Consider the following 23,219-nt stretch of genomic DNA (forward strand, 5'->3'; position numbering starts at 1 on the left):
TAAATCGTTTGGGCGATTCTGGCGCCTGCGTCAGAACGCGATGCCCAGCGAGATGTGCGGACGGATCTGGCGCTTCTGGATGCCATAGGCCAGGTCCAGGTTCAGCGTCCCCACCGGACTGCGCCAGCGTGCACCGGTGCCCACGCCGTGATAGAAGGTCTTGTTGTTCCAGTTGTCGGCGGCTGCGCCGATGTCGTAGAACACCGCAGCACCCCATTTCTCGCTGAACCAGCGCTGGTATTCGGAGCTGCCCACGGCCAGGTACTTGGTCGGATAGACGGTACCGTTCTGCTCGTTGCCGATGCTCTGGTAGCTATAGCCGCGCACCGAATCGTTGCCGCCGGTGCGGAACAGCAGCGAGGGCGGCACCGCCCCGGCACTGCCGGCCGTGAAGACGCCGCCCAGTTCTGCGCGCAAGACCACGATGTCGCGCTTGCCCACCGGCACGAACTGCTTGAAGCGGCCATACAGGCGACTGAAACTCTGGTCGGTCAGCAAGCCCTTGAGCGCGAAGCCGGCTTCCAGCGTCAGCAGGTTGCCCCGGCGCGGAAAGATCGGGTTGTCCACATTGCGGCGTGACCAGGCGAAGCCCGGCACCAGCGCCCGGTGCTTGCCGGGGGTGACGATGGTATTGGCGGGCAGGGTGCTGCCGTCCTCCTGGCTCAGCTCATCGCGGTAATAGGTCAGCGAATAGGTGGTGTCGTAGTTCTCGCTGTTGCGGGCGCGCTTGAGCCCGATCTGCTGGCTGCGCAGGTCGATGCCTTCCAGCTTGGTGCGGTCGTAGGAGGTATTGAGGCTGTTGACGAAGGCCTTGTCGTCCGGCGGCATGGCCAGGGACATCATGCCGTACTGGCGTTTCTGCTCCAGCCGTGCCTGGCTGTCGAAGACATAGGCCTTGTCAAACACGTTGTAATGCGAATAGCGACCTTCGACCTGGGCGCCGGTGTCGGTGCTATAGCCCACGCCGGTGCGAATGCGCTGGGTCGGGAACTCGGTGACCTGCACCTTCACCGGTGTCAGGTCCGGATGTTCGGGGTCATCGTCGATGGCCACGATGGCGTTGGAGAAGTAGGGCGTGTTCTGGATCTGCCGCTGCAGCGCCAGCAGGCGGTCGACGTCATAGGCTTCACCGATGTTGAGCGGATTGACGTTGCGGATGATGGTCTCGGGATAGCGGCGCGTGCCGGTGATCTGCAAGGGCCCCAGGGTGAAGGCCGGGCCGCTGTCATAGCGCACCGACAGGTCGGCCTGGTGTTCGTCCGGATCGACCCGGGCCTGGGAGGAGGCGATGCGGGCGGCCGCGTATTTCTTTTGCTGCAGCTGGTCCAGGCCGGCATTCTTGGCCTTGTCCCAGTCTTCCTGGCGGAACGGTTGGCCCGGCGGCAATGACCAGTTCTCGCGCAGGGCCGCCACCCGGGCCGCGTCCTCACGGGCGGCTACGCCGGTGACGGTGATGTCGGCGCTGCTGATCGCGGTGCGCGGGCCGGGGTCGACGCTGAGCTTGATGCGGCGCGGCGGCTGCTGATCGGCCGCAGCGGGCTCGGTCTGCATGCTGACCTTGGTGACGGGCGCGAAATAGCCCTCGGTCGAGGTCAGTTCGCGCACCTGGTCGCCAGCGGTATCCATCATGAATTTGAGCTGCTCGTCGCTGATGTCGTCGCGGTCCTGATAGCGCGAGAGGTCCAGGAAATCCTTGAGCAGCGACTGCACCGGCTTGGGCGCTTCGATCTCCACCTTGTAGGCGGCATAGGCGGTATCGGCGGCACACCAGAGGAAGGCGATGGCCAGGTGGCGGGTCCAGGTCATTGATTCACTGCATCTTCGTTTATCGGTTGAGGCGGCCGGCCTGCCGCCCCTTGGGGCAAGTCGGGTAGGATGGAGGGCTTGGCGGTTCATACCACCAAGGCCTGACCTGCGTGCGGCGCGGATAGTTCCTGGCCGGCGCCGGGGCAGGCGCTTCATTCCCGGGCCATGTCTCATTGCGGCGTCGTGGGTTCCTGTGGCGATGACAGGTCCTGGCGACATGGGCAGGGCGATCCACCGCCTTGTTCATCCCGCTATTGTAATGTGCCTGCAGCGTCGCCCGGGCAGGTATTGCGGACCAAAGCTGCACATCGCTTCCCTCGTGGACAGGCGAGTGCGGTCAATCGAAGGAGAGTCGTGTGAGCAGTGTGAATATTGATGTGTATTCGGAGAAGGCCAGTTGCGAGCGCTTGTTGTCGGTCCATCGCTGGACCGACAAGTTGCTGAGCTTTCGCACCACGCGTCCGGCCGGTTACCGTTTCACGGCCGGCCAGTTTGCCCGTCTGGGGTTGGAGATCGATGGCCAGATCGTCTCGCGCGCCTATTCCATCACCTCGGCCGAGCAGGAGGACCAGCTGGAGTATTACGCCATCGTGGTCCCCGGCGGCCAGTTCACCACGCGCCTCGCAGCCTTGCAGCCAGGGGACCCGGTCTGGGTGGAAAAGCTCAGCTATGGCTTCATGACCGCCGACCGCTTCGTCGATGGCCGCCAGTTGTGGATGCTGGCCACCGGCACCGGGCTGGGCCCGTATGTCTCCATCCTGCAGCAGCCCGATGTCTGGCAGCGCTTCGACGAACTGGTCGTCGTGCATGGCGTGCGCCAGCGCGAGGAGCTGGCCTATGCCGACAAATTCGAACAGCTGCGTCAGCACGCCAGTCAGCAGGGCTGGCCAGCGCGATTGCAGCTGCTGCGTTGCATGACGCGTGATGATGCCCTGCCCGATGCGCCGGGCTGGCTGGCCGGTCGCATCACCACGCTGTTGAAGGAGGGGAGGCTGGAGCAGGCCACCGGCCTGCCGTTGAGCGTGGAACAGACGCGCGTCATGGCCTGCGGCAATCCCGAGATGGTCACCGAGGTGCGCGAACTGCTGCGCGAGCGTGGCATGGGGCCATTGCGTCGCACTGGCGGTGGCCAGTTCGTGACCGAAGACTACTGGTGACTGTTGATTTCAGGCCGGCCGACGGCACCACGCCGCTCGGCCATCATCGTCCCACCCCCTCAATTCTGCGCAATCTCGACATCCGTCGACGATAAGGGCCGATTGTTGTTGAAATCGCCATGGAAAGTGAAGTTGGCGGATCTTTCTGCTATTGACACCTCGTATAAATTCGATTTTCAGCCGCGATATCGCGATTTCCTTTCTATTTTCCCCAGAATTTGTCTATCTCCTACTGATGGAAGTTTTTCGATGCCGCCATGGTGTCGACAGACGCGGGGAGCCGACATCGATGAAAGGAAATCGAGGGCATCAAGCCACGGCACTTCATGGGAGAGCGATTTCGGGCGAAGGTCTGCGAAGTCGCCACCTGTCAGTTAATTGAACCATTTGGGGGTAGCATGAATTTGAAGAAGATCCTGCACGTAGCCATTGCCGACGACCATCCTATCGTGCTCGGCGCGCTCAGGAGCGAGCTGGCGCGCCTGCCGGAAATACGCATCGATCTGGAGGTGGATACGGGGGAGGCGCTGCTCGCGGCGCTCAAGCGCGCGCCATGCGAGATCGTCATCACCGATTTCGCCATGCCGGCCGACGACAGCGACGATGCCGACGGTTTTGCGCTGGTCAAGCGAATCAAGAACGAACATCCCTCGACCAAGCTGATCGTCTACACGGCGATGAACAATGGCGCGGTGATCCGGCGCCTGTACCGGATGGGCGTATTCGCCGTCATCAACAAGCGCGAGAAGACCGATGAACTGATCAACGCCTGCCTGGCCACGCAAAGCAGCAAGCAACTGTACTTCCCGGTGTCGCTGCGCGGCGAGCTGGAGATGAGCTGGGCCCAGGGGGAGGGCTTCGGACTGGTGCGCGAACTGACCCAGAGCGAGCTGGAGGTCGTCCGGCTGTTTGTGGAAGGCCAGTCGCTGGGCGAGATATGTGAACGTCTGTCACGCACGCCCAGTACCATCAGCACCCACAAGAACAATGCGATGCGCAAGCTGGGCCTGAGTACCGATGCCGACCTGATCAAGTATGCGTATTCGACCGGGATGATCAACTAGGCGGGCGCAGCCGGATGTTCCTTCCCCCCAAAGAGGTGGACGGACATCCGGTGGCGAACTTGAGGGCAGGAGGAATGCGGTGCGCCCGATGCAGGCGCGATGAAAAGCAAAAAGCCCGGTCACCAGGACCGGGCTTTTTGCTTGAATACTTGGGGTGGCTGATGGGACTCGAACCCACGACGACAGGAATCACAATCCTGGACTCTACCAACTGAGCTACAGCCACCGTCGACTGTCAGACAGACTTGCGTCCGTCATCAAGTAAGCAAAAGATTATACAAACACTTGCGAGGAATGGCAACATAATTTCGATGCAAAAAGGAAAGTTCGCCGAACATTTCTTTTTTGCCCGCTTCAGGCGCCGTCTTGCGGCTGCAGGGCCTGTACCGGTGGCGCCAGCTGCAGCAGGCTGCGGAAGGCGTTTTCCAGTGTGGACTGGCTGGCCGTGGTGAAGCCGGCCAGCGAGCCGGTGGCGGCCTGCGCCAGCAATCCTTGTGTTTCCAGCAGGCGGGCCAGTTGCCGGGTGACGGCCTGGCCGGTATCGATGATGTCCGGCACTTCGCCCGCCAGACGCCTGCATACGCTCTCGATGGCCGGCCGCACGAAGGGGTAGTGGGTGCAGCCCAGTACCAGGGTATCGGCGCCCTGGTCCAGCAGCGGCTGCAGGTAGCGCTCCAGCAATTGCACCGTGGCCGGCGAGTACAGTTCGCCTTTTTCGATCAGGTCCACCAGGCCGACGCAGGCCTGCGGCAGGAAGCGCACCCGGTACTGCTCCTCCATCTGCTGCTGCAGCAAGGCAAAGCGCTTGCTGGCCAGCGTGCTGCGGGTCGCCAATACGCCCACGGTGCCGCTGCGGGTCTCTTGGGCGGCCGGTTTCAGACCGGGTTCGATGCCGACCACCACCAGCCGCGGCCATTGCGCGCGAATGGCCTGGATCGCAGCGGCGGTGGCGGTATTGCAGGCCACCACCAGCGCCTTGACCTGCTGGCCGACAAAGAACGCGGCAATGGCCAGTGACCGTTCCACGATCTGGGCTTCGCTCTTGTCGCCGTAGGGGGCGTAGCCGGAGTCGGCGAAGTAGAGCAGCTTTTCGCGGGGCAGGGCGGCCTGGATGTGACGCAGCACCGACAAGCCGCCGACGCCCGAATCGAAAATGCCGACCGCGGCATCGGCTGCGGTCGGCATCGGGATCGGGCTGGCAGATTGTCCTGCAGAAGGCGCGGCGGCTTGCTTGACTGCTTCATTCATGGTGCTGCGCGCGCTCCTGCGGATCGTCTGGCGTGGCTCAGGCGGTGGTGACGGGGATCTTGGACAGGGAGACGCTCTGGGCGATCTTTTCCTTCCACTCGGCCGGCCCGGTGTTGTGCACCGAGATACCGTTGGCGTCGACGGCCACGGTCACCGGCATGTCCTTGACGTCGAACTCGTAGATCGCTTCCATGCCCAGGTCGGCAAAGCCCAGCACCTTGGCCGACTTGATCGCCTTGGACACCAGGTAGGCCGAACCACCCACGGCCATCAGGTAGGCCGACTTGTGCTTCTTGATCGCCTCGATGGCCGCCGGGCCGCGCTCGGACTTGCCGATCATGGAGATCAGTCCGGTCTGTTCCAGCATCATGTCGGTGAATTTGTCCATGCGGGTGGCGGTGGTCGGACCCGCCGGGCCCACCACTTCGTCGCGCACCGGATCGACCGGGCCGACGTAGTAGATCACGCGGTTGGTGAAGTCCACCGGCAGCTTCTCGCCCTTGGCCAGCATGTCCTGGATGCGCTTGTGGGCAGCATCGCGGCCGGTCAGCATCTTGCCGTTCAACAGCAGGGTCTGGCCCGGCTTCCAGGAGGCGACTTCTTCCTTGGTCAGGGTATCCAGGTTGACGCGCTTGGACTTCTCGGTGTCGGCCACCCAGTGCACTTCGGGCCAGTCCGACAGCGACGGCGGTTCCATGTAGGCCGGGCCGGAGCCGTCCAGCACGAAGTGACCGTGACGGGTCGCCGCACAGTTGGGGATCATCGCCACCGGCTTGGAGGCCGCGTGGGTCGGGTGCATCATGATCTTCACATCCAGCACCGTGGTCAGGCCGCCCAGGCCCTGTGCGCCAATGCCCAGTGCGTTGACCTTCTCATAGAGCTCGATACGCAGCTCTTCGGTCTTGTTCTGCGGGCCGCGCTTCAAGAGCTCGTACATGTCGATGTCTTCCATCAGCACTTCCTTGGCCATCAGCATGGCCTTCTCGGCGGTACCGCCGATGCCGATGCCCAGCATGCCCGGCGGGCACCAGCCGGCGCCCATGGTCGGCACGGTCTTCAGGACCCAGTCCACCAGGTTGTCGGAAGGGTTCAGCATGACGAACTTGGTCTTGTTTTCGGAGCCACCGCCCTTGGCGGCGATCTGCACGTCCACGGTGTTGCCCGGTACCAGTTCCATGTGGATCACGGCCGGGGTGTTGTCCTTGGTGTTCTTGCGTTCGAACTGCGGGTCGGCCACGATCGAGGCGCGCAGCACGTTGTCCGGGTGCGAGTAGCCGCGACGTACGCCTTCGTTGACGGCGTCGGCGATCGAGCCCGAGAAGCCCTCGAAGCGCACGCCCATGCCGATCTTCAGGAACACGTTGACGATGCCGGTGTCCTGGCAGATCGGACGCTTGCCCTCGGCGCACATGCGCGAGTTGGTCAGGATCTGCGCGATCGCATCCTTGGCTGCCGGGCTCTGCTCGGACTCATAGGCGCGGGCCAGGTGGGCGATGTAGTCGGCCGGATGGTAGTAGCTGATGTACTGCAGCGCGGCGGCTACGGATTCGATGAGATCGTCTTGCTTGATGATGGTCATGGCTGGTTCTCTCAGGTTTGGGTGATACGGGTTCAGTGCTTCTCGGATGGATCGTCGCCGTGTGCGCCGGGATGCACCATCAGGCGGTCGCAATAGGCAATGGCCATGGCCGAGAGCAGGAAGGCGATATGGATGCCGGTCTGCGCGATGAGCGTCTTGGCGTCATACAGGTTGGCGTTGATGAAGGTCTTCAACAGGTGGATCGAGGAAATGCCGATGATGGCCGTGGCCAGCTTGACCTTGAGCACCGAGGCATTGACGTGCGACAGCCATTCCGGCTGGTCGGGATGGCCTTCCAGGTTCATGCGCGAGACGAAGGTCTCGTAGCCGCCCACGATCACCATGATCAGCAGGTTGGAAATCATCACCACGTCGATCAGGGCCAGTACCACCAGCATGATGGTCTGCTCGTTGAGCTTGTCGGGGCGGGTGGCGCCGGGGATGGCCACCGCATCCAGGATATGGTCCAGCGAGCTGGCACTGCCCATGGCCGCGCCGATCAGGTCCGACAGTTCGACCCAGAAGTGATAGACGTAGACGCATTGCGCCAGGATCAGGCCCAGGTACAGCGGCAGCTGCAGCCAGCGGCTCATGAAAATCAGGTTGGGCAGGATGCCGATCTTGCGGGGGGTCTTGGGCGACGGGCTGGTCATGGTGTCAGGAGTACGCTGGATGAATTCTGGCGAGTGAGTGCGGTATCCGATTATGTCGCCGGGCGAACGCTGCCCGCTCGGTCTCGGATTTGGGGCCGTATTCTACACGCCCTTGGGCAGAATCCGTCGCGACAGCTTCATCCCGGCCTGGATCAAATGTGAGCAGACAGGTGCCTGCGGGAAACACCGGCCTGTGCCAAAATGCACAAATGTTGTTCTGAACATAAGGGCAATATGAAGGTCTTCGTCATTGGAGGCCAGGACCGACATGCCTCGCCGGCACGCGCCGTTACCCGGCCAAGTGCCCGCGCAAGCGCCTGCGCGGCCCGCAAGACGTTGATGCAGGCGGGTTTGCGCGCCATGACGGCGCTGCATGTGTAAGGACTGAGTAAGTGAAACGGCCTATGTTTTGCGGAAAGCAAAAACAAACCTAGTGGAGACTACCGTGGCAGACATCGAAACTTTCAAGCAAGAAAACCGCGTATTCGCACCGCCGGCCGAGCTGGTCAAGCACGCCGCCATTTCCGGCATGGAGGCCTACCAGGCCCTGAACGCCGAATTCGCCAAGGATTACGAAGGCACCTGGGCCAGGCTGGCCAAGGACAACCTCAAGTGGCACAAGCCCTTCACCCAGACCCTGGATGAATCGAACGCACCGTTCTACAAATGGTTCGCCGATGGCCAGGTCAACGTCTCGTACAACTGCCTGGACGTGAACCTGGAGAACGGCAACGCCGATAAGACCGCCGTCATCTTCGAGTCCGACGATGGCAAGGTTACCCGCGTGTCCTACCGCGAGCTGCACCAGAAGGTCTGCCAGTTCGCCAATGGCCTGAAATCGCTGGGCATCAAGAAGGGTGACCGTGTGGTCATCTACATGCCGATGTCGGTGGAAGGCGTGGCCGCCATGCAGGCCTGCGCCCGCATCGGTGCCACCCACTCGGTGGTGTTCGGCGGCTTCTCCGCCAAGTCCCTGCACGAACGCGTGATCGATGCCGGCGCCGTGGCCGTGCTGACTGCCGACTATCAGGTCCGCGGCGGCAAGCAACTGGCCCTGAAGTCCATCGTCGATGAAGCCCTGGCCATGGGGGGCTGCGATACGCTCAAGCACGTGGTCGTCTACAAGCGTGCCGGTGCCGAGATCAACTGGGTCGAAGGTCGTGACCTCTGGCTCTCCGACGTGCTGGCCAACCAGTCCGACGTCTGCGAGCCGGAATGGGTGGATGCCGAGCACCCCCTGTTCATCCTCTACACCTCCGGTTCCACCGGCAAGCCCAAGGGCGTGCAGCATGCGTCGGCCGGCTATCTGCTGTGGGCCGTGCTGACCATGAAGTGGACCTTCGACATCAAGCCCGACGATGTCTACTGGTGTACCGCCGACATCGGCTGGATCACCGGCCACACCTATATCGCCTATGGCCCGCTGGCCGTGGGCGCGACCCAGATCGTCTTCGAGGGTGTGCCGACCTATCCCAACGCCGGACGCTTCTGGGACATGGTGGCGCGCCACAAGGCCACCATCTTCTATACCGCACCGACCGCCATCCGCTCGCTGATCAAGGCCGCCGATGCCGACGAGAAGGTCCATCCCAAGCAGTATGACCTGTCGTCCCTGCGCATCCTGGGCTCGGTGGGTGAGCCCATCAACCCGGAAGCCTGGATGTGGTACTACAAGAACGTCGGCCAGGAAAAATGCCCCATCGTCGATACCTTCTGGCAGACCGAGACCGGTGGTCACATGATCTCGCCCCTGCCGGGTGCGACCCCGCAGGTCCCGGGTTCGTGCACGCTGCCGCTGCCGGGTATCACGGCAGCCATCGTCGACGAGACCGGCAATGACATCCCCAATGGCAATGGCGGCATCCTGGTCGTCAAGCGCCCATGGCCCTCGATGATCCGTACCATCTGGAACGACCCCGAGCGCTTCAAGAAGAGCTATTTCCCCGAGGAGCTGGGTGGCAACATCTACCTCGCCGGCGACGGCGCGGTGCGCAACAAGGAGACCGGCTACTTCACCATCACCGGCCGCATCGACGACGTGCTGAACGTCTCCGGTCACCGCATGGGCACCATGGAAATCGAATCGGCGCTGGTGGCCAACAGCATCGTGGCCGAGGCCGCCGTGGTGGGCAAGCCGGACGAAACCACCGGCGAATCGATCTGCGCCTTCGTGGTCCTGAAGCGTCCGCGTCCCACCGGCGAGGAAGCCAAGCAGATCGCCAAGGAGCTGCGTGACTGGGTCGCCAAGGAAATCGGCCCGATCGCCAAGCCCAAGGAAATCCGTTTCGGCGACAACCTGCCCAAGACCCGCTCCGGCAAGATCATGCGTCGCCTGCTGCGCGTGCTGGCCAAGGGCGAAGCGATCACGCAGGATGTCTCCACGCTGGAAAACCCGGCCATCCTGGATCAGTTGAAGGAAGCGCAGTAAGCGACAACGGCACGGAAGGGCGGTCGTGAACGGCCGCAACCGGCTGCCTGCAAGCCGGCAGGGCAGGGCGAGAGGAATTCAGCCCGTACCTGCCGGCTTTTTTATGGTCTTTTTGGAAAAATGTTTAGAAAAGGCTTGGCTTCTTTCGGAAGCTTGCTATAATGCATGGCTTCGCTGAACGCGAACACAAATCCAGGAGAGGTGGATGAGTGGTTTAAGTCGCACGCCTGGAAAGCGTGTATAGGTTCATAGCCTATCGGGGGTTCGAATCCCCCCCTCTCCGCCAGGAATCAAGCAAAACGGGCCTTCGCGGCCCGTTTTTGCTTTTGATCCCACATACAAAAGCTCACATACGAATTGGACGTTCCTTCGTTGAACGGGCTGCGCGGTTCCTCTGCGACATGTTTTGCTCGCAAATTTTATTTCCCCTCGCTCTGCTGCTCATATCGTCCGTTTCAAGAGCTTGGCTCAGTTGCCGAAAACCTGCTGCGGGTCGGCCTTCCCCAATCCAGGGCGCTTAATTGCATTTGGCCGCTCCCGGCTGGCGCAAATATTGAACCCCGAGCTTCGAATGGAGGCTGGGGCTTTTTTTCGCGGCTACGCTCTAGCGTTTTGCCCATCTCGCCGGTAGTACACACGGTATGCTCGAATATTTCGGACGCAGCGTCGGGGTCCTCTAAAGCTTATCCCATCAGGCTAAAGCTGCGTGTACCGAAAGCGATCCGAGGTCGGGTCTGGCCATTATGCAGAGGGCAGTGGCCTTACTCTGACTGCGGTAGCGACGCGGAACGCAGTCGCTTGGCCTCTCCAATAGCCTCTGCGAAGATCTCATGAATGTTTCGCGCCGTGAACGCCGGGAGCATGGATTCCGGCGCTGCTGAACCTCCCTGGCCCCCTAGACCCGGGACAAAATCGGAATATCTGATTTCAACATTTCCCTTTTTCTTCACGGCTTGAGCTATCTCCTTGAGTCGGTCCTGCGGATTCAGCGGCGCGTCACTCAGCCCAGGAATAGAGTTCTGTATCGACCCATAACCGCCCGCATCATTCACTTCTGCAAATAATTTGCCGTTCACCAGGACCTGTCCCACGGTCTGGTATTGATGTGCGTTGGCATACTGCGAGTTAATCGCGTTGCGGGTAGCCTCCTCGCTAGCCCGGACCTTCATTTCGTTTATCAGGGCTTCCGGCATCTGGTAAGCGACAGGGGCTATGGAGCTTAATAGGGTAGCAGGGCCAGTCAGCCGATATGCACTTTCAACTTCATTACTCTGGGCTTCACTCTCGGCGGCTTTCTGCACAGCCTCGGAAGAAATGGCAACCTTGGCTGACTCTTCTACTGGGTTGTTGTCCGGCTTTGATGGGGTTTGAGGCGCAATGGAATTTGGTTTGGATGCTACAAGTGCCGAGGCCTGGGCTGCCGTAATCATCATTGCAGTGACTCCTTGATAGGTTGGGTCAGTTCGCGGTGCGGTGCGTTACATGTACCACCGGCAGTATGAAAAGAAATCGTGTGCTTGAACTTGTAAATAAAAACGCATTTCACTCGCAATTCGGCAAATTCTCGCAAAGTGAGAAGTTTTGGGTGGATTTTCGCCCCATTGGGCCTCGCATCCCCATGTCCCATATCCCTTCGTTGCGTGGAGTCCTCTTGAGAGGATCGCCTCGGATGGCTTTGCGTGAAGCCCGTAAGCTTGGTCCATCGACGCGAAATCGCTTGTTACAATACCGCTGCAATCCTGAGACTCATCAAAAACGGTTTGCAAATCAGGATTTGATCCAACCAGTGGTAACCGCGCATCCTCGGGGATCTCCCGCGGGATAGCTCACTCAGCACCGATAATCAACAAGCATGGAATCAAATACAAGCCTCGAAGCAGTGGAGGATAGCCCGCCGTTTATCGAGCAAGTCTTCGATGTGCTTCTCTTCGACATTGCTTTCTGCAAGCTTGAGCCGGGCGAGAGAATTCGTCAGTCGGTATTGGCGAGCCAGCTCAAGGTTTCTCGCCAACCCATCAGCCATGCCTTGCAGCTGCTCAAACATGAGGGCTTGCTGCAGGATTCTGGTCGTCAAGGACTTCAGGTCACACCGATTGAACCGGAGTACATGCGCTTGCTATTTCAGGCGCGCAGACCGCTGGAGGCAAGCGCAGCGGCGCTGGCGGCCCAACGTGTTGCAGATCATCGTGCGAATGACGATGAGTGCGAATTCCTGCGGCGGATGCTCGTCGCCGGTCAAGATAAGGTGAGAGCACATGCGCCGGCGCCGGAGATTGCCATGGCGGAGTTCCAGTTTCATGTCGCGCTTTACCGGCTGTCCGGAAATACGGTGATCGAACAGATGATGAATGGTCGATGGGCTCACATCATGCGGGCCTTGATCACCACCCATGCCAAGGCGGATATCCTGGTTGCGTGGGAAGAGCATGCTGCCATCGCAGATTGTGTTTTGCGTGGTTCCGTTCTGGAGGCTTCGGAACTGGTATCCAGGCACGTCCAGCGGTGTGGCATTGCGCTGTGCAAGCACCTTGAAGAGGTTCTTGCACAGCCCTCTCATCTCTGAAAGTCTTGGTCTTGGTCGCCTCAGGATGATTGTGCTGATCCCTGAAGATCGCAGAACCACGACCACAAATCTCGCCGCTTCCTGATGGATTGGGACGCTATTGGCTGTCCTCTGGATCCGCGATCTTCATCCGCGGCTGGTCGAGTTAGCCGAGCTTGCCGGAATAGGTCTCCAGGACCGCCCATGCTTCCGCGCCGAACTTCTTCTTCCACTCCGTGTAAAAGCCAGCCTCCGCGAGTTTTTTCCTGAAAGGCGCCGGATCGGGTTTATTGAATTTGAGTCCCTTTTGTTCGAGCTCTTTCATGAGCGTGATGGCCAGCTTCTCGCTGTCGGCACGCTGTGCGATTGCAGCAGCATTCATGTTCTTCACGACGACTTCGCGCAGATCTTGTGGAAGCCCCTGCCAGGCGCGACCGTTTGCCAGTAACCAATAGCCATCCCAGACATGGGAAGTCTGCGAGCAGAATTTTTGCACCTCATATAGCTTGGCTGTCGCAACGATAGGGAGGGGGTTCTCCTGGGCTTCCACGATTCTGGTTTGGAGTGCGGAATACAACTCGCTAAAGTTGATCGGTGTAGGCGCGGCTCCCAGCGACTTGAAGAGTGATACCAGCAGCGGGCTGACCGGCACACGAATGCGTGCTTTCTGCAGATCGGTGGGGCTGCTGATCGGGAATTGTGAGGTGATCTCACGGAAGCCGTTGTCCCAGACTTTGTCCATGACCACCAGTCCGGTCGCCTTGATTTTGTCCCGGATCAGATCGCCGACACCGCCATCCATGGCCTTCCAGACAGAGGGGTAATCGGAGAACGCAAAGCCTACGCTGTTCAGCGATGCCATCGGAACCATCGTCGCCAGAATCACGCCGGGCAACGTAAGAAAGTCCATTCCGCCACTGCGTACCTGGCTGAGCATTTCGGTATCACCGCCCAGCTGGCCATTGGGGAAAATGCGCATTTCCACTTTCCCGCCGGTGTCCGATTTCACCCGCTCGGCCGCCTCCATCAGGCGTAGGTAGATTGGATGGCTGACCGGTACGTTTGTCCCGACCTTGAAAGAGTAGGTGGGGCCGGCGGCATATAGAGGTGCAGCTGCGATGCCGGAAAGCCCGAGCGCGGCGCCGGCGGCGATGATGGTGCGACGTTTTTGATCCATGATTGTCTCCGTATTATTTTAGTCGGATGCCATTTTCAAGCGCAGCGTGCTGTCAGTCCGCCGTCGACCACGAGACTCGTTCCCGTGATGTATTTGGATTCATCAGAGGCGAGGAATAGTGCTGCATAAGCCGTATCCCATCCATCGCCCATCTTTCCCATTGGGACTTGCTTATCTCTTTTGTCGATCATCTCGTCGACATTGCCGCCGTAGGTTTCTTTGAGCGGTTCCTGGATCAATGGCGTATTCATGAATCCCGGCAAGATGCAATTTGCCCGTATCCCTTGTGGGGCGTACTGCACTGCCATGTTCTGGGTCATCGCAATCATTGCCGCCTTGGCGGCGCTGTATGCCAGGTAGGGGAAACCGATCCAGCGAATTGCAGCAATTGAGGCAATGTTCACAATCGAACCGCCGCCTGCATCAAGCAGGTGCGGGATGATGTGCTTGCAGGTCAGAAAGACACTCGACTGGTTGATTGCGATCACCCGATTCCAGGACTCCTCTTCAGTCTCGATCGGCCCACCGACTTCGACGATGCCTACGTTGTTATGCAAGACATCGACGCGGCCGAATTGCCTGACGCATCGCTCTGCCATTTCCCTGACGTCTTCGGAGCTGGCGACGTTAGCCCGGGCGGCGACGCACTTCCCCCCTTCGGCAGAAATCAGCTCGGCCGTCTCCTGTGCGGCTTCCATCCGATTGTCTACGGCGAGCACCGACGCCCCGTGCCGGGCGTACAGCACAGCAGCGGCTTTTCCATTTCCCCAGCCTGGCCCGGACGAGCCGGCTCCAGTGACAATGACCACCTTGCCCTTCATTCTTGACGACATACAAATCCTTTGGCTCTTGCGGTTTCGTAAGACGGCGAGGTGACCTCCTGCATGCCGCTTCGCCGATATCTCGGGGCTCTCTCTGCCAGCCCAATCGGGTCTTCCGGCCTCAGGCCGTCACTTCCCCGGCGAGAAACTCCTCGAAGTCCTTGGGAGATGTTTTTTGGACAGGCGTGAAATCGCGGTGAGCAATGAAGTCCGGGCGAGTCGGCTTGACGATCGCGTTGGAGAGTGCAGACAGGGTCAGATAGGCGATGCGGCGAGGGTAGGGCGTGATATTTCCAGCGGAGCCATGCACGATGTTGGCGTGGAACATCAGCACTCCGCCCTTCTTGCCGGTCGGGGTCACGATACCGTTTCGTTCGACCAGATCGGTAACCGTCTTGTTGTCCAGGGTCCAGAGCGGATAGGACGTGGTCTTGACGTCGTGAGACGACTCCAGTGCTCCCGCCTTGTGGCTTCGTGGAACGACCATCAGGGGACCATTGATCGGCATGACATCATCCAGAAACACGGCGATGTTCATCGCGCGAGGTTCCGGCATTCCATCATCCTTGTGCCATGTGGGGAAATCCTGGTGCCATTGCCATACGTCGCCCGTGAATGCGGCTTTCGCATTGATCTTGAATTGATGGAGATAGCAGCGCTCGCCGAACAATTGCTCGACGGGGGTGACCAGGCGCTCGTCTGATGCAAGCAGCTTGCACGCTTCGCTGTATTGCTGGCAGGCGAAGGCCATCCGGGGTGCGCCGTCCTTTTCGCGCCAGACTTCGGCGCGATGTTGAGCAAAGACATCGCTGGCCGCCGCGCGAAGCGCTTCCACTTGCTCCACGGGAAAGCACTCCGGTAAAAAGATGTAGCCCAGTTCGTCAAACTCGGCGAGTTGTTGTTTGGTCAGTTGCATGTTGTGTCTCCATTTTTTTAAGAAAAAGCGACCCCGTGACCCGGTGCAATCGAGCCAGTCAGTCGTTACCGTGAATACCGAAACTAATCGGCGGATTCCGTAAACTTCGTAAGTCGTCGGTACATGTCGTTACTCGCCCTCTGCATGTGACGCGCGGCCAAATCGCTTCCTTCGAGGACGTTTCCCGACAGGAGGTATTCGGTCAGTTCCTCATGCTCTTCCCACGCTCTGCCCGGGGTTTCCGGCTCATCCAATACGATGAGCATGGATCGCATCAGGTGCGCCCAGCGCGTATTCATCATTTGCTCGATGACGTGATTTCCGGAGAGGCGATAGATGGCGCGATGGAATTCCAGATCTGCTCTCACCAGGTTCGCCAGTGGCTCGCCGCCTGCATAAGCTCTTTTCCCTTCCATGAGCGCAGCCTTGAGCGCCATGACCTGTTCGGGCGTGGCGATCCTGTCGGCCACGCGTTGTGCGGCAAGCCCGGCAACAGTGACTTCCAGCGCCTTCCTGGCCTGATACATCTGTTTCATGTAATCCGGATCGATAGGGGACACGACCAGTCCTTGCCGTCCCGAATCCTGCACCAGGCCTTCGTGTTTAAGGAGCTGTAGTGCGTGACTTATCGGTTGCCGGGACACGCTCAGTTCCGCCGCCAACTCGGCTTGCCGAATTCGTTGTCCGGGCTTCAGCGTTCCGAGGGCAATGGAGGTCAGCAACTGCTCGAATACCTGATCAATGAACGGGGAGGTGTCTTCGATAGCCATGATTATTGAATTCCGTATTCCGAACTCGAATAATAGGCAGCGGTTTTTGGACTGTCAACGATTGTTGGCGCGAAAAACGCCGTAATTACGGGGTAAATGGCGAATAGGTCTTGAATTTTATTGCACGGCTCTGATGCAAAAACTTCATCGGGTGCCAGTTATATTGTTATTTTAATAAATATTTCTTGGCTATTTCGAGATAAATATCTCAATTAATGTAATTTAGTCGTTAAATTGGAATTCTGAATTTTGGGGCACTCGGCGCAGCGCCTGGATTCGGCTGGAGCTTGACGCGGAAACAGCGCTGATTCAGAGGCTGATTGATGATGCCCTGCGGGCAGGTGATGGATGTCGCCCCCCTCAGAGTGCGACCACCAGCTGTTCCCAGGTGCGATGTACGTGGCGGCCCAGGCGCAACGCGCCTTCAGGGCTGGAGAAGTGCTCCAGAGCACGCTGTATTCGGCATGGCAGGCACTGGACTGAACAAGGTGGCAAGCAGCGTAGGCCGCTTCGGCGGTGTGGGCTGCTTGCCCCTGGCAGCAGCAGCTTCTTTTGACAGACCCCGCCGGTCTAGGCTGCCGGCTTGCCGGTATCCAGATTTCCGCTCACATCAAGCTGCACCTGGCGCACCGTGTGAATGATTTCCTCCAGCGGGCTGGGCTTCCACAGGAACGCGGAGAATAACTTCAGCGTAGCCCGGGAGTCGGTCAGCGGCGTGGCGCTCAGCAAGACGATGGGAATGTGCCGATAACGGGCATCCGCCCTGACCGCCGTGGCGAACGTCAGCCCATCCATGACCGGCATGCGCAGGTCCGTCAGGATGACGTCGACCTGCCTGTCCTCCATGATTGCCAATGCTTCAGCGCCTTGTCCGGCCTGGAGCACGCCATAGCCCTCCATCTCGAACACATCGGCGAGCAGGGACCTGACATACACATTGTCTTCGATCACCAGGATGGTGGCGGCAGCCGACTTCGGGTTCATGACAAGCCTACGAGCGAAAATGAATAAAACATATCTGTGTGACCTGAGGCATGGCTTTCCCATCCCCTTCCTGCACGATGGCGCGATTCAATGGAAAGTCTTCGCTCTCTGCGCATTGAAGCCGGCTCTTCCCGCCAGCTCATCGTGCTCCTCGATGAAGAGCAGGAATTCCATGTGATTTCTGGCATTGACCCAGGTATCCATTGCCCGCGCATTCGGAATTGCCGATGAGCTGATGTGCTCGCCGATCAGGCCGCCGACCCAGCGCCGGATTTCAGCGCACTCCGCCCCCGCAGCATGCATCGCGACGAGGCAATTCCTTGTCGCCGCCCGGACCAGATCGCCTACGATCAGGTTGGCGCCAGCCATCTCCGCCAGTCTGGTCACGATCAACATGTACCGGCTGGCGATGTCCTGCGCATGACTATTGAGCATTTTTTCTCCCATGGGCGTCGTTATACGCCCCTGGAGAATTCATGCCATCAGGAGAATCCTTAGCGCCTGCATAAGGTCGACCCTGCCTCTTCGCTCCTTCAGGTGTTGCAGCTCAGGTAATTTCTGATACTTGATCCTTAACGGCCAATCAATAATGGGCCCATTGGACGTCACCGTTGAAGGGAGCAGTCATGGACGTTTGTGCTATCAAGGTGGCGTCGAAAGCGGCCAAGCGGTTCGTCATTGTCGTGTGCCTGATCATCGTCGGCCTGGAAGGCTGGTCCAGCTGGCACGAGCGCCGAACGGTGATCGAGGACTCGTTCCGGTCAACGGCCAACATGGCGGTGGCGCTTTCGCAGCATGCGGACCAGGCACTGGACGAAGTCGATATCGTGCTCAAGGCCGCGCTGGAACAGTCGACCAGTACCGGCAAGTCAGCTGCCGACAGGACGCGGCTGCACAACTTCCTGGTCCAGAACGTCAGCGATGTCCCGCAACTGGCGGGGTTGTTCATCTATGACGAGAAGGGCGCCTGGGTCGCATCGTCGCAACCGGTCCTCGAAACCCGGTTCAATAACAGCGACCGCGACTATTTCATTCACCACAAGGAGCAGCGGTTCAATACCGCCTTCATCGGCAAGCCCGTGCGCAGCAAGTCGACCGGCCACTGGGTGCTGACGATGAGCAGGCGCATCAACAAGCCCGATGGAAGCTTCGGAGGTGTCGTACTGGCGACGCTGGACATCAACTTCTTCGAGCGCTTCTATCACCAGTTCGATATCGGACAGAAGGGGGCCATCCTGTTCGGTAGCAACGAAGCCACCGTCCTCTATCGGCGCCCGCTGCTGGCCGATTCGATGGGCAAGTCCTTGACCGATTCGCCCTTGTTCCAGCAGCACGTCAAGCTGGCCGATTCCGGTGCGGTCGAGATTCGCTCGACCCAGGATGGCGTGGTGCGGGTCAACAGTTTCAAGCATCTGAGCAATTACCCGCTCTTCATGATTGTGGCGGTGTCAAAAGATGACGTGCTCCGGAGCTGGACCCGTCACGCCATCGAGAAGGCCGTAGGGATCAGCTTCCTGCTCCTGGCCGTCTGCTACGGCGGCAGCAAGATGGTGACCCAGGTTGCCCTGCGTGAGCGCGCACAGGCCGAGGCCGTGACAGCCCAGGAGAATCTGGAAAAGATGTTCCAGCTGTTGCAGGTGCAGTCGCGCCGGGATGGACTGACCGGCGCCATCAACCGGCGCTATTTCGACGAGTTGCTGGAGCTGGAAGTGGCGCGCTTCGGCCGTTCAGGTGGAGCACTCTCGTTGCTCATGATCGATGTCGATCACTTCAAGAAGTACAACGACAGCTATGGGCACGTTGCAGGGGACCAGTGTCTGCAGAAGGTAGCCACTGCCATCGCCGAGGCGGCCAGGCGCGAAGTCGATGTGGTGGCCCGCTACGGGGGCGAAGAATTCGCCGTCCTGCTGCCGGCATGCGGCCGGGCGGGCGCAACGGTGGTCGCCGAAAGAATCTGCGCCGCCGTCAGGGCACTGGCCATTACCCACCCCTCCAGTGAAGACGGCGTGGTTGGCGTGAGCGTCGGCATCAGCTCGATCGAGTCGGACAAGGGCTTCACATTCCAGCCCCGGGAAATCGTGGAGGTCGCAGACAAGGCGCTCTATGTCGCCAAGGAAAACGGGCGTGGAAGGGCGGTCTACCGGGAGTTCACCTACCGCCCGCCAGTGCTGGTCTGGTCGGCGTAGAGATGGCCCGATCCCGCGTGTTTCAGCTGTAACTTTTCTGCGGCCCGATGCAACCGGGCCGTAACCAGCGCAGGCCAAGATGACTACCTATCGAAACCCCAGTCATCGGAGAACACCATGCGCTTCTACCTCTTCTACTTCGTCGCCGTCGTCAGCCTGATGGCCAGCACCGTGGCCGAAGCGGCTACTGCCGGCCAATATCACAGCCCGGATGAATGGTGGTTCTTCCAGGTCATGGGCGCCCTCGGCGGTTTCTCGTTCTAACTGATCAGACAAGGAGAACATCATGGCCGCAGCTCTGCTCCATCTCGCCAGCGAGATCTACACCCGGTTTGCACCCGCCCTCCAGGAGATGGTCGCGCATACGTTTTGAACGCGATTCGATGCAAGTTGGGCAGCCTGCCTCCGGGGCGACCGGATGCCCGTGTCAGATGTCCAGCTGGAACTGCACCGGTTGCGCCGGTTCGGCAGCACCCGGCTTGAGCAGGCCGCTTGCCTTGACCCCCAGCAGGCGGATGGATTGGTCAAGAACGATGCGCTTGAGGCAATTGCCGGCGGCCTTCCTGATCTCCCGTGCATCGGCCGTCGCTGCCGCCAGGGTGGCATCGCGGGTCACGGTCGAGAAATCCTTGAAGCGCAGCTTGATCCCGACCTTGCGGCAGAGGTAGCCTTTGCGGTTCAGATCGGCCGCCACCTGCTCGCACAGTCGCGTGAAGATCGCCCCCAGTTCATTGCGGTCGCGGATGGCATCGAGATCACGTTCAAAGGTGGTCTCGCGGCTCATGGAGACCGGTTCGGACTCGGTGACCACCGGTCGATCATCGATGCCATGGGAGACGCGATACAGCCAGGCGCCATAGCTGCGGCCGAAATTCTCCACCAGCCAGTCTTCCCGGCAGGCGGCCAGTTCGCCGATGGTCCGGATAGCCAGCACATCGAGCTTCCTGGCCGACTTCGGGCCGATACCGTTGATCTTGCTCACCGGCATGGGCCAGATGCGATCCGGGATGTCCTCCATCGTCACGATGGTGAAGCCGTCCGGCTTCTGGATATCGGAGCACAGTTTGGCCAGCAGCTTGTTGGGGGCGATGCCGACCGAACAGGTCAGTTGGGTGGCCTCGAAGACCGAGCGCTTGAACATCGCGACGATGTCTTCCGATGTCGCCTCCAGCGAGGAGATGTCGGTATAGATTTCATCGATGCCGACATCCTGGATGATGGGGCTGATGGCCCTGATCGCGTCCTTGAAACGGCGGGAATACTGGCGATACAGCTCGAAATTGACCGGCAACAGGATAGCCTCCGGCGCCAGGCGCGCCGCCCGCATGGTGGGCATGCCGGAATGCACGCCCAGCGCGCGGGCCTCGTAGGTCGCCGTGGTCAGCACGCCCCGGCCGACATAATCCTTGAGCCTGGCGAATTCCAGCGTGCCATCCTCCAGCGCCTTGGGCGCGTGCGTCTGTCGCCCGCCGACGACCATGGGCAGGCCGCGCAGTTGTGGATAACGCGAAAGTTCGCAAGACGCAAAGAATGCATCCATGTCGATATGAGCTATGCGCCGCGCAGGGGACATGTTCTTCAGGGACCGAACTGCCAGGGTTCGTGATGGGGAAAGCCGGAAAAGGGGAGATTGTATCCAGAATCCGCTATTTTCTGCGAAAGCCGGCGTATCCCGTCCCAATCGTGCGGATGATCGTGTCCGGGCAGGAGGGGCGAAGAATACAGCGCGCCCCTTGCAGCAGAAAGCAGGCAGCTCATGGTAATTTGGCGGTTCAACCCGGCTTGTCGGCTCAGTTCGAATGCCCGCCGTCCGGGATCAATCAACCTGCCGTGAGGGATAACAAGATGGAGCGCTGGGTCGCTTATGCATTCATTTCGATGGCCTTCGCCGGTTTTACTTCAGTCATTGCAAAGCTTGGGTTGACCGGCATCTCGGGCGACCTGGGGTTGGCGATACGGACCTGCTTCGTGTTCCTGTTCGTACTGCTGTTCGCAGGCGTCGTCGTGCCAGCCTCGCAGCTGGAAGCGCTGACTTGGAAGAACTTCTTCTGGCTCGGTCTCTCCGGGGTGACGACCGCCGGCTCCTGGATTTTCTACTACAAGGCGATCAAGATGGGCGACGTCTCGACGGTCGCGCTGATCGACAAGGGCAGCGTGATCGTGGCCGTCCTGCTGGCATGGTGGATCCTGCACGAGGCGATCACCCCGGCCAAGCTGGCGGGGGCGGGTTTGATCGCGCTGGGCTTGGTAATGATATCGCGGGGGTAATACGCGAAGGGGGAAATACTCGAAGAAGCCGGATCGTGGGCGGAGAGGGCGGCTGCCCATCCACTCCGAATGCTCCGCCCGTCCTGGCGTCAAGGCTTCGGCGTGTCGGGCTTGCCTGCGAGGGCGCCTTCCTCGACCAGTACACCACCCCGACCGCTACGCTGGATCCCCGCCGGGGCGTGCAGGGGCGGTTGGCCGCCCAGCGTGCCTTCATGGCCTTTCTCTTCCTTCTCGAACTGCGTTACCGTCGGCGCCTCACCGGGGCGCACTGGTTGGTCTGTGCCCGCGTTGGCGGGATCACGTTGTTTTTCTGGCCGATTTTCAAGCTGATCCATCGCTGTTCTCCTCAAGATAGTCCAGAGCTTCACGATAGCGCCAGCGACCCACCGCGGACATCAGGCAGGCTCGCAATCCCGCGTCAGCCAAGGCCTGACAAGGCTCATCATGGGGCAGCGTCCTGTTCCATGGCCCGCGTGCGTATCGTTTGCATGGCACGCAGCAGGAGCTCGCGCTCACTGGCGCTCAGCGCCTGCAGCAGATAGGCCTCGCGTTCTTCGACCATCGGCACGATCTTGCGGTAGAGCCTGCGCGCCTGGGCGGTCGGCTTGACGATGCGAGCACGGGCATCCTCCGGGCTGGGTTCGCGCAGGATCAGGCCTGCCGTTTCCATCCGGCCCAGGGCACGGCTGACCTGCATCTTGTCCAGTGAGGTATGGGGCACCAGATCGCTGGCCTGCATCTGGCCCTGTTCGGCCAATGCGGCCAGGATGCGCCACTCGTCGCGGCTCAGGCCGAAGCGGTCGGCGTAGACCGAGGCGACCGAGCGACTGACGGCCTCGGCCAGTTGCGCCAGCTGGTAGGGAAAGAATGCTTGCAGTTTCATTTCGACATGGTAACAGACGTTACCAAACCGCAAAAGCCGGGCAGGGCTTGATGCAGATCAATTCCCGCTGCGAAGCTTGTCCATCGGTAGCGCCTGCGCGTTGACCGCACTCCTCATGCATCCATATAGTAACAACCGTTACTAATCAGAGCTGCGCCCGTCCGAGGAGATCCACCATGCATATCGATCGTATCCACCACGTTGCCTACCGCTGCAAGGATGCCAGGCAGACCGTGGAGTGGTATGGAAAATACCTGAACATGAATTTCATCCTGGCCATTGCCGAAGACCAGGTGCCCTCGACCAAGGCGCCCGATCCCTACATGCATGTGTTCCTAGATGCCGGCCAGGGCAATGTGCTGGCCTTCTTCGAGATTCCCGCCTCGCCGCCCATGGGGCGCGATATCAATACACCCGCCTGGGTCCAGCACATCGCTTTCAAGGTCGACAGCGAAGCCACGCTGCGCGAGGTCATGCAGCGGCTGCAGGCCGATGGCATCGAGGTGGTCGGCATCACCGACCACACCATCTTCAAGTCCATCTATTTCTTCGATCCCAATGGTCATCGGGTCGAACTGGCCGCCGACTGTGCCACGCCGGAACAGTTGCAGCGGCTGGACGCGGTGAAATGGGACATGCTGGAAGAGTGGTCGCGCACCCGTCGCGCGCCCCGCCATGCCGCATGGATGCATGCGGATGAATTCAGTGAGCAGGCCCACTGAAGCAAGCCGTCGCGA

Annotated in this window: 23 protein-coding genes and 2 tRNA genes; 10 read left to right on the forward strand and 15 right to left on the reverse strand. The window is 60.2% G+C overall.

Annotated elements, in window-relative coordinates; genetic code table 11:
• Positions 1 to 30: 30 nt before the first annotated feature.
• Positions 31 to 1,806: an autotransporter assembly complex protein TamA gene (locus HBH1_RS02295; RefSeq protein WP_102661417.1), complete on the reverse strand. Its 1,776-nt coding sequence runs from the start codon at positions 1,804 to 1,806 to the stop codon at positions 31 to 33.
• 365 nt (positions 1,807 to 2,171) lie between these two features.
• Between HBH1_RS02295 and HBH1_RS02300 the strand changes: the two genes are divergently transcribed.
• On the forward strand, positions 2,172 to 2,963 hold the full coding sequence (locus HBH1_RS02300) for a ferredoxin--NADP reductase (RefSeq protein ID WP_199181515.1): 792 nt from the start codon (positions 2,172 to 2,174) through the stop codon (positions 2,961 to 2,963).
• Between the two features lie 398 nt (positions 2,964 to 3,361).
• Positions 3,362 to 4,027: a response regulator gene (locus HBH1_RS02305; protein ID WP_102661419.1), complete on the forward strand. Its 666-nt coding sequence runs from the start codon at positions 3,362 to 3,364 to the stop codon at positions 4,025 to 4,027.
• A 150-nt stretch (positions 4,028 to 4,177) separates the two neighbouring features.
• Here HBH1_RS02305 and HBH1_RS02310 read toward each other — a convergent pair.
• The 4 genes from HBH1_RS02310 to HBH1_RS02325 all read right to left on the reverse strand — a co-directional run bounded on the left by HBH1_RS02310 (position 4,178) and on the right by HBH1_RS02325 (position 7,507).
• Positions 4,178 to 4,253, reverse strand: a tRNA-His gene (locus HBH1_RS02310).
• Between the two features lie 128 nt (positions 4,254 to 4,381).
• Positions 4,382 to 5,275: a glutamate racemase gene (gene murI, locus HBH1_RS02315; RefSeq protein ID WP_102661420.1), complete on the reverse strand. Its 894-nt coding sequence runs from the start codon at positions 5,273 to 5,275 to the stop codon at positions 4,382 to 4,384.
• A 37-nt stretch (positions 5,276 to 5,312) separates the two neighbouring features.
• A complete protein-coding gene (locus tag HBH1_RS02320) occupies positions 5,313 to 6,854 on the reverse strand; it encodes a fumarate hydratase (RefSeq protein ID WP_077237926.1) in 1,542 nt (513 codons plus the stop codon).
• 32 nt (positions 6,855 to 6,886) lie between these two features.
• The gene (locus HBH1_RS02325) at positions 6,887 to 7,507 is read right to left on the reverse strand and encodes a YqhA family protein (RefSeq protein WP_102661421.1); all 621 of its coding nucleotides are present in this window, start codon (positions 7,505 to 7,507) and stop codon (positions 6,887 to 6,889) included.
• Positions 7,508 to 7,952: 445 nt separating this feature from the next.
• Between HBH1_RS02325 and acs the strand changes: the two genes are divergently transcribed.
• A complete protein-coding gene (gene acs / locus HBH1_RS02330) occupies positions 7,953 to 9,935 on the forward strand; it encodes an acetate--CoA ligase (RefSeq protein WP_006462450.1) in 1,983 nt (660 codons plus the stop codon).
• Positions 9,936 to 10,130: 195 nt separating this feature from the next.
• Positions 10,131 to 10,221: transfer RNA gene (locus HBH1_RS02335), tRNA-Ser, on the forward strand.
• 475 nt (positions 10,222 to 10,696) lie between these two features.
• Here HBH1_RS02335 and HBH1_RS02340 read toward each other — a convergent pair.
• Positions 10,697 to 11,368, reverse strand: a complete 672-nt coding sequence (locus tag HBH1_RS02340; RefSeq protein WP_102661422.1) for a hypothetical protein — start codon at positions 11,366 to 11,368, stop codon at positions 10,697 to 10,699.
• 419 nt (positions 11,369 to 11,787) lie between these two features.
• Here HBH1_RS02340 and HBH1_RS02345 point away from each other — a divergent pair, with 419 nt between their 5' ends.
• Complete coding sequence (locus HBH1_RS02345) at positions 11,788 to 12,498, forward strand: GntR family transcriptional regulator (protein WP_208399218.1); 711 nt, start codon at positions 11,788 to 11,790, stop codon at positions 12,496 to 12,498.
• Between the two features lie 145 nt (positions 12,499 to 12,643).
• Here HBH1_RS02345 and HBH1_RS02350 read toward each other — a convergent pair whose 3' ends face one another.
• From HBH1_RS02350 to HBH1_RS02365, 4 genes are all read right to left on the reverse strand, one after another.
• Positions 12,644 to 13,654, reverse strand: coding sequence for a TRAP transporter substrate-binding protein (locus tag HBH1_RS02350; protein ID WP_102661423.1), 1,011 nt, complete (start codon positions 13,652 to 13,654; stop codon positions 12,644 to 12,646).
• Between the two features lie 35 nt (positions 13,655 to 13,689).
• The gene (locus HBH1_RS02355) at positions 13,690 to 14,487 is read right to left on the reverse strand and encodes an SDR family NAD(P)-dependent oxidoreductase (protein WP_102661424.1); all 798 of its coding nucleotides are present in this window, start codon (positions 14,485 to 14,487) and stop codon (positions 13,690 to 13,692) included.
• Positions 14,488 to 14,596: 109 nt separating this feature from the next.
• Complete coding sequence (locus HBH1_RS02360; RefSeq protein WP_102661425.1) at positions 14,597 to 15,391, reverse strand: phytanoyl-CoA dioxygenase family protein; 795 nt, start codon at positions 15,389 to 15,391, stop codon at positions 14,597 to 14,599.
• Between the two features lie 83 nt (positions 15,392 to 15,474).
• Entirely contained in the window at positions 15,475 to 16,161 is a 687-nt protein-coding gene (locus HBH1_RS02365; protein ID WP_102661426.1) for a GntR family transcriptional regulator, read from the reverse strand.
• Between the two features lie 348 nt (positions 16,162 to 16,509).
• On the opposite strand from HBH1_RS02365, the gene HBH1_RS25545 reads away from it, so the two are divergent.
• The gene (locus tag HBH1_RS25545; RefSeq protein ID WP_255411858.1) at positions 16,510 to 16,644 is read left to right on the forward strand and encodes a hypothetical protein; all 135 of its coding nucleotides are present in this window, start codon (positions 16,510 to 16,512) and stop codon (positions 16,642 to 16,644) included.
• Between the two features lie 87 nt (positions 16,645 to 16,731).
• Here HBH1_RS25545 and HBH1_RS02370 read toward each other — a convergent pair whose 3' ends face one another.
• A complete protein-coding gene (locus tag HBH1_RS02370; RefSeq protein ID WP_102661427.1) occupies positions 16,732 to 17,145 on the reverse strand; it encodes a response regulator in 414 nt (137 codons plus the stop codon).
• Between the two features lie 87 nt (positions 17,146 to 17,232).
• Positions 17,233 to 17,580 carry a hypothetical protein gene (locus HBH1_RS02375; RefSeq protein WP_102661567.1) on the reverse strand — a complete coding sequence of 116 codons (348 nt, stop codon included), beginning with the start codon at positions 17,578 to 17,580 and terminating at the stop codon, positions 17,233 to 17,235.
• 191 nt (positions 17,581 to 17,771) lie between these two features.
• Here HBH1_RS02375 and HBH1_RS02380 point away from each other — a divergent pair, with 191 nt between their 5' ends.
• On the forward strand, positions 17,772 to 19,331 hold the full coding sequence (locus tag HBH1_RS02380; RefSeq protein WP_102661428.1) for a sensor domain-containing diguanylate cyclase: 1,560 nt from the start codon (positions 17,772 to 17,774) through the stop codon (positions 19,329 to 19,331).
• Between the two features lie 117 nt (positions 19,332 to 19,448).
• Positions 19,449 to 19,595 (forward strand): hypothetical protein, encoded by a 147-nt coding sequence (locus tag HBH1_RS25035; RefSeq protein ID WP_158243267.1) that lies wholly within the window; start codon positions 19,449 to 19,451, stop codon positions 19,593 to 19,595.
• Positions 19,596 to 19,758: 163 nt separating this feature from the next.
• Here HBH1_RS25035 and dinB read toward each other — a convergent pair whose 3' ends face one another.
• Positions 19,759 to 20,904: a DNA polymerase IV gene (gene dinB, locus HBH1_RS02385; RefSeq protein ID WP_102661429.1), complete on the reverse strand. Its 1,146-nt coding sequence runs from the start codon at positions 20,902 to 20,904 to the stop codon at positions 19,759 to 19,761.
• Between the two features lie 272 nt (positions 20,905 to 21,176).
• Between dinB and HBH1_RS02390 the strand changes: the two genes are divergently transcribed.
• Positions 21,177 to 21,599, forward strand: coding sequence for an EamA family transporter (locus HBH1_RS02390; protein WP_102661568.1), 423 nt, complete (start codon positions 21,177 to 21,179; stop codon positions 21,597 to 21,599).
• Between the two features lie 89 nt (positions 21,600 to 21,688).
• Here HBH1_RS02390 and HBH1_RS02395 read toward each other — a convergent pair whose 3' ends face one another.
• Both HBH1_RS02395 and HBH1_RS02400 read right to left on the reverse strand, forming a co-directional pair.
• The gene (locus HBH1_RS02395) at positions 21,689 to 21,934 is read right to left on the reverse strand and encodes a hypothetical protein (RefSeq protein WP_102661430.1); all 246 of its coding nucleotides are present in this window, start codon (positions 21,932 to 21,934) and stop codon (positions 21,689 to 21,691) included.
• 107 nt (positions 21,935 to 22,041) lie between these two features.
• A complete protein-coding gene (locus HBH1_RS02400; protein WP_077235013.1) occupies positions 22,042 to 22,482 on the reverse strand; it encodes a MarR family winged helix-turn-helix transcriptional regulator in 441 nt (146 codons plus the stop codon).
• A 176-nt stretch (positions 22,483 to 22,658) separates the two neighbouring features.
• Between HBH1_RS02400 and HBH1_RS02405 the strand changes: the two genes are divergently transcribed.
• Positions 22,659 to 23,204, forward strand: a complete 546-nt coding sequence (locus HBH1_RS02405; RefSeq protein ID WP_102661431.1) for a VOC family protein — start codon at positions 22,659 to 22,661, stop codon at positions 23,202 to 23,204.
• Positions 23,205 to 23,219: the final 15 nt, after the last annotated feature.

The organism is Herbaspirillum sp. BH-1, assembly GCF_002870055.1.
Classification (GTDB): Bacteria; Pseudomonadota; Gammaproteobacteria; order Burkholderiales; family Burkholderiaceae_D; genus Herbaspirillum; species Herbaspirillum frisingense.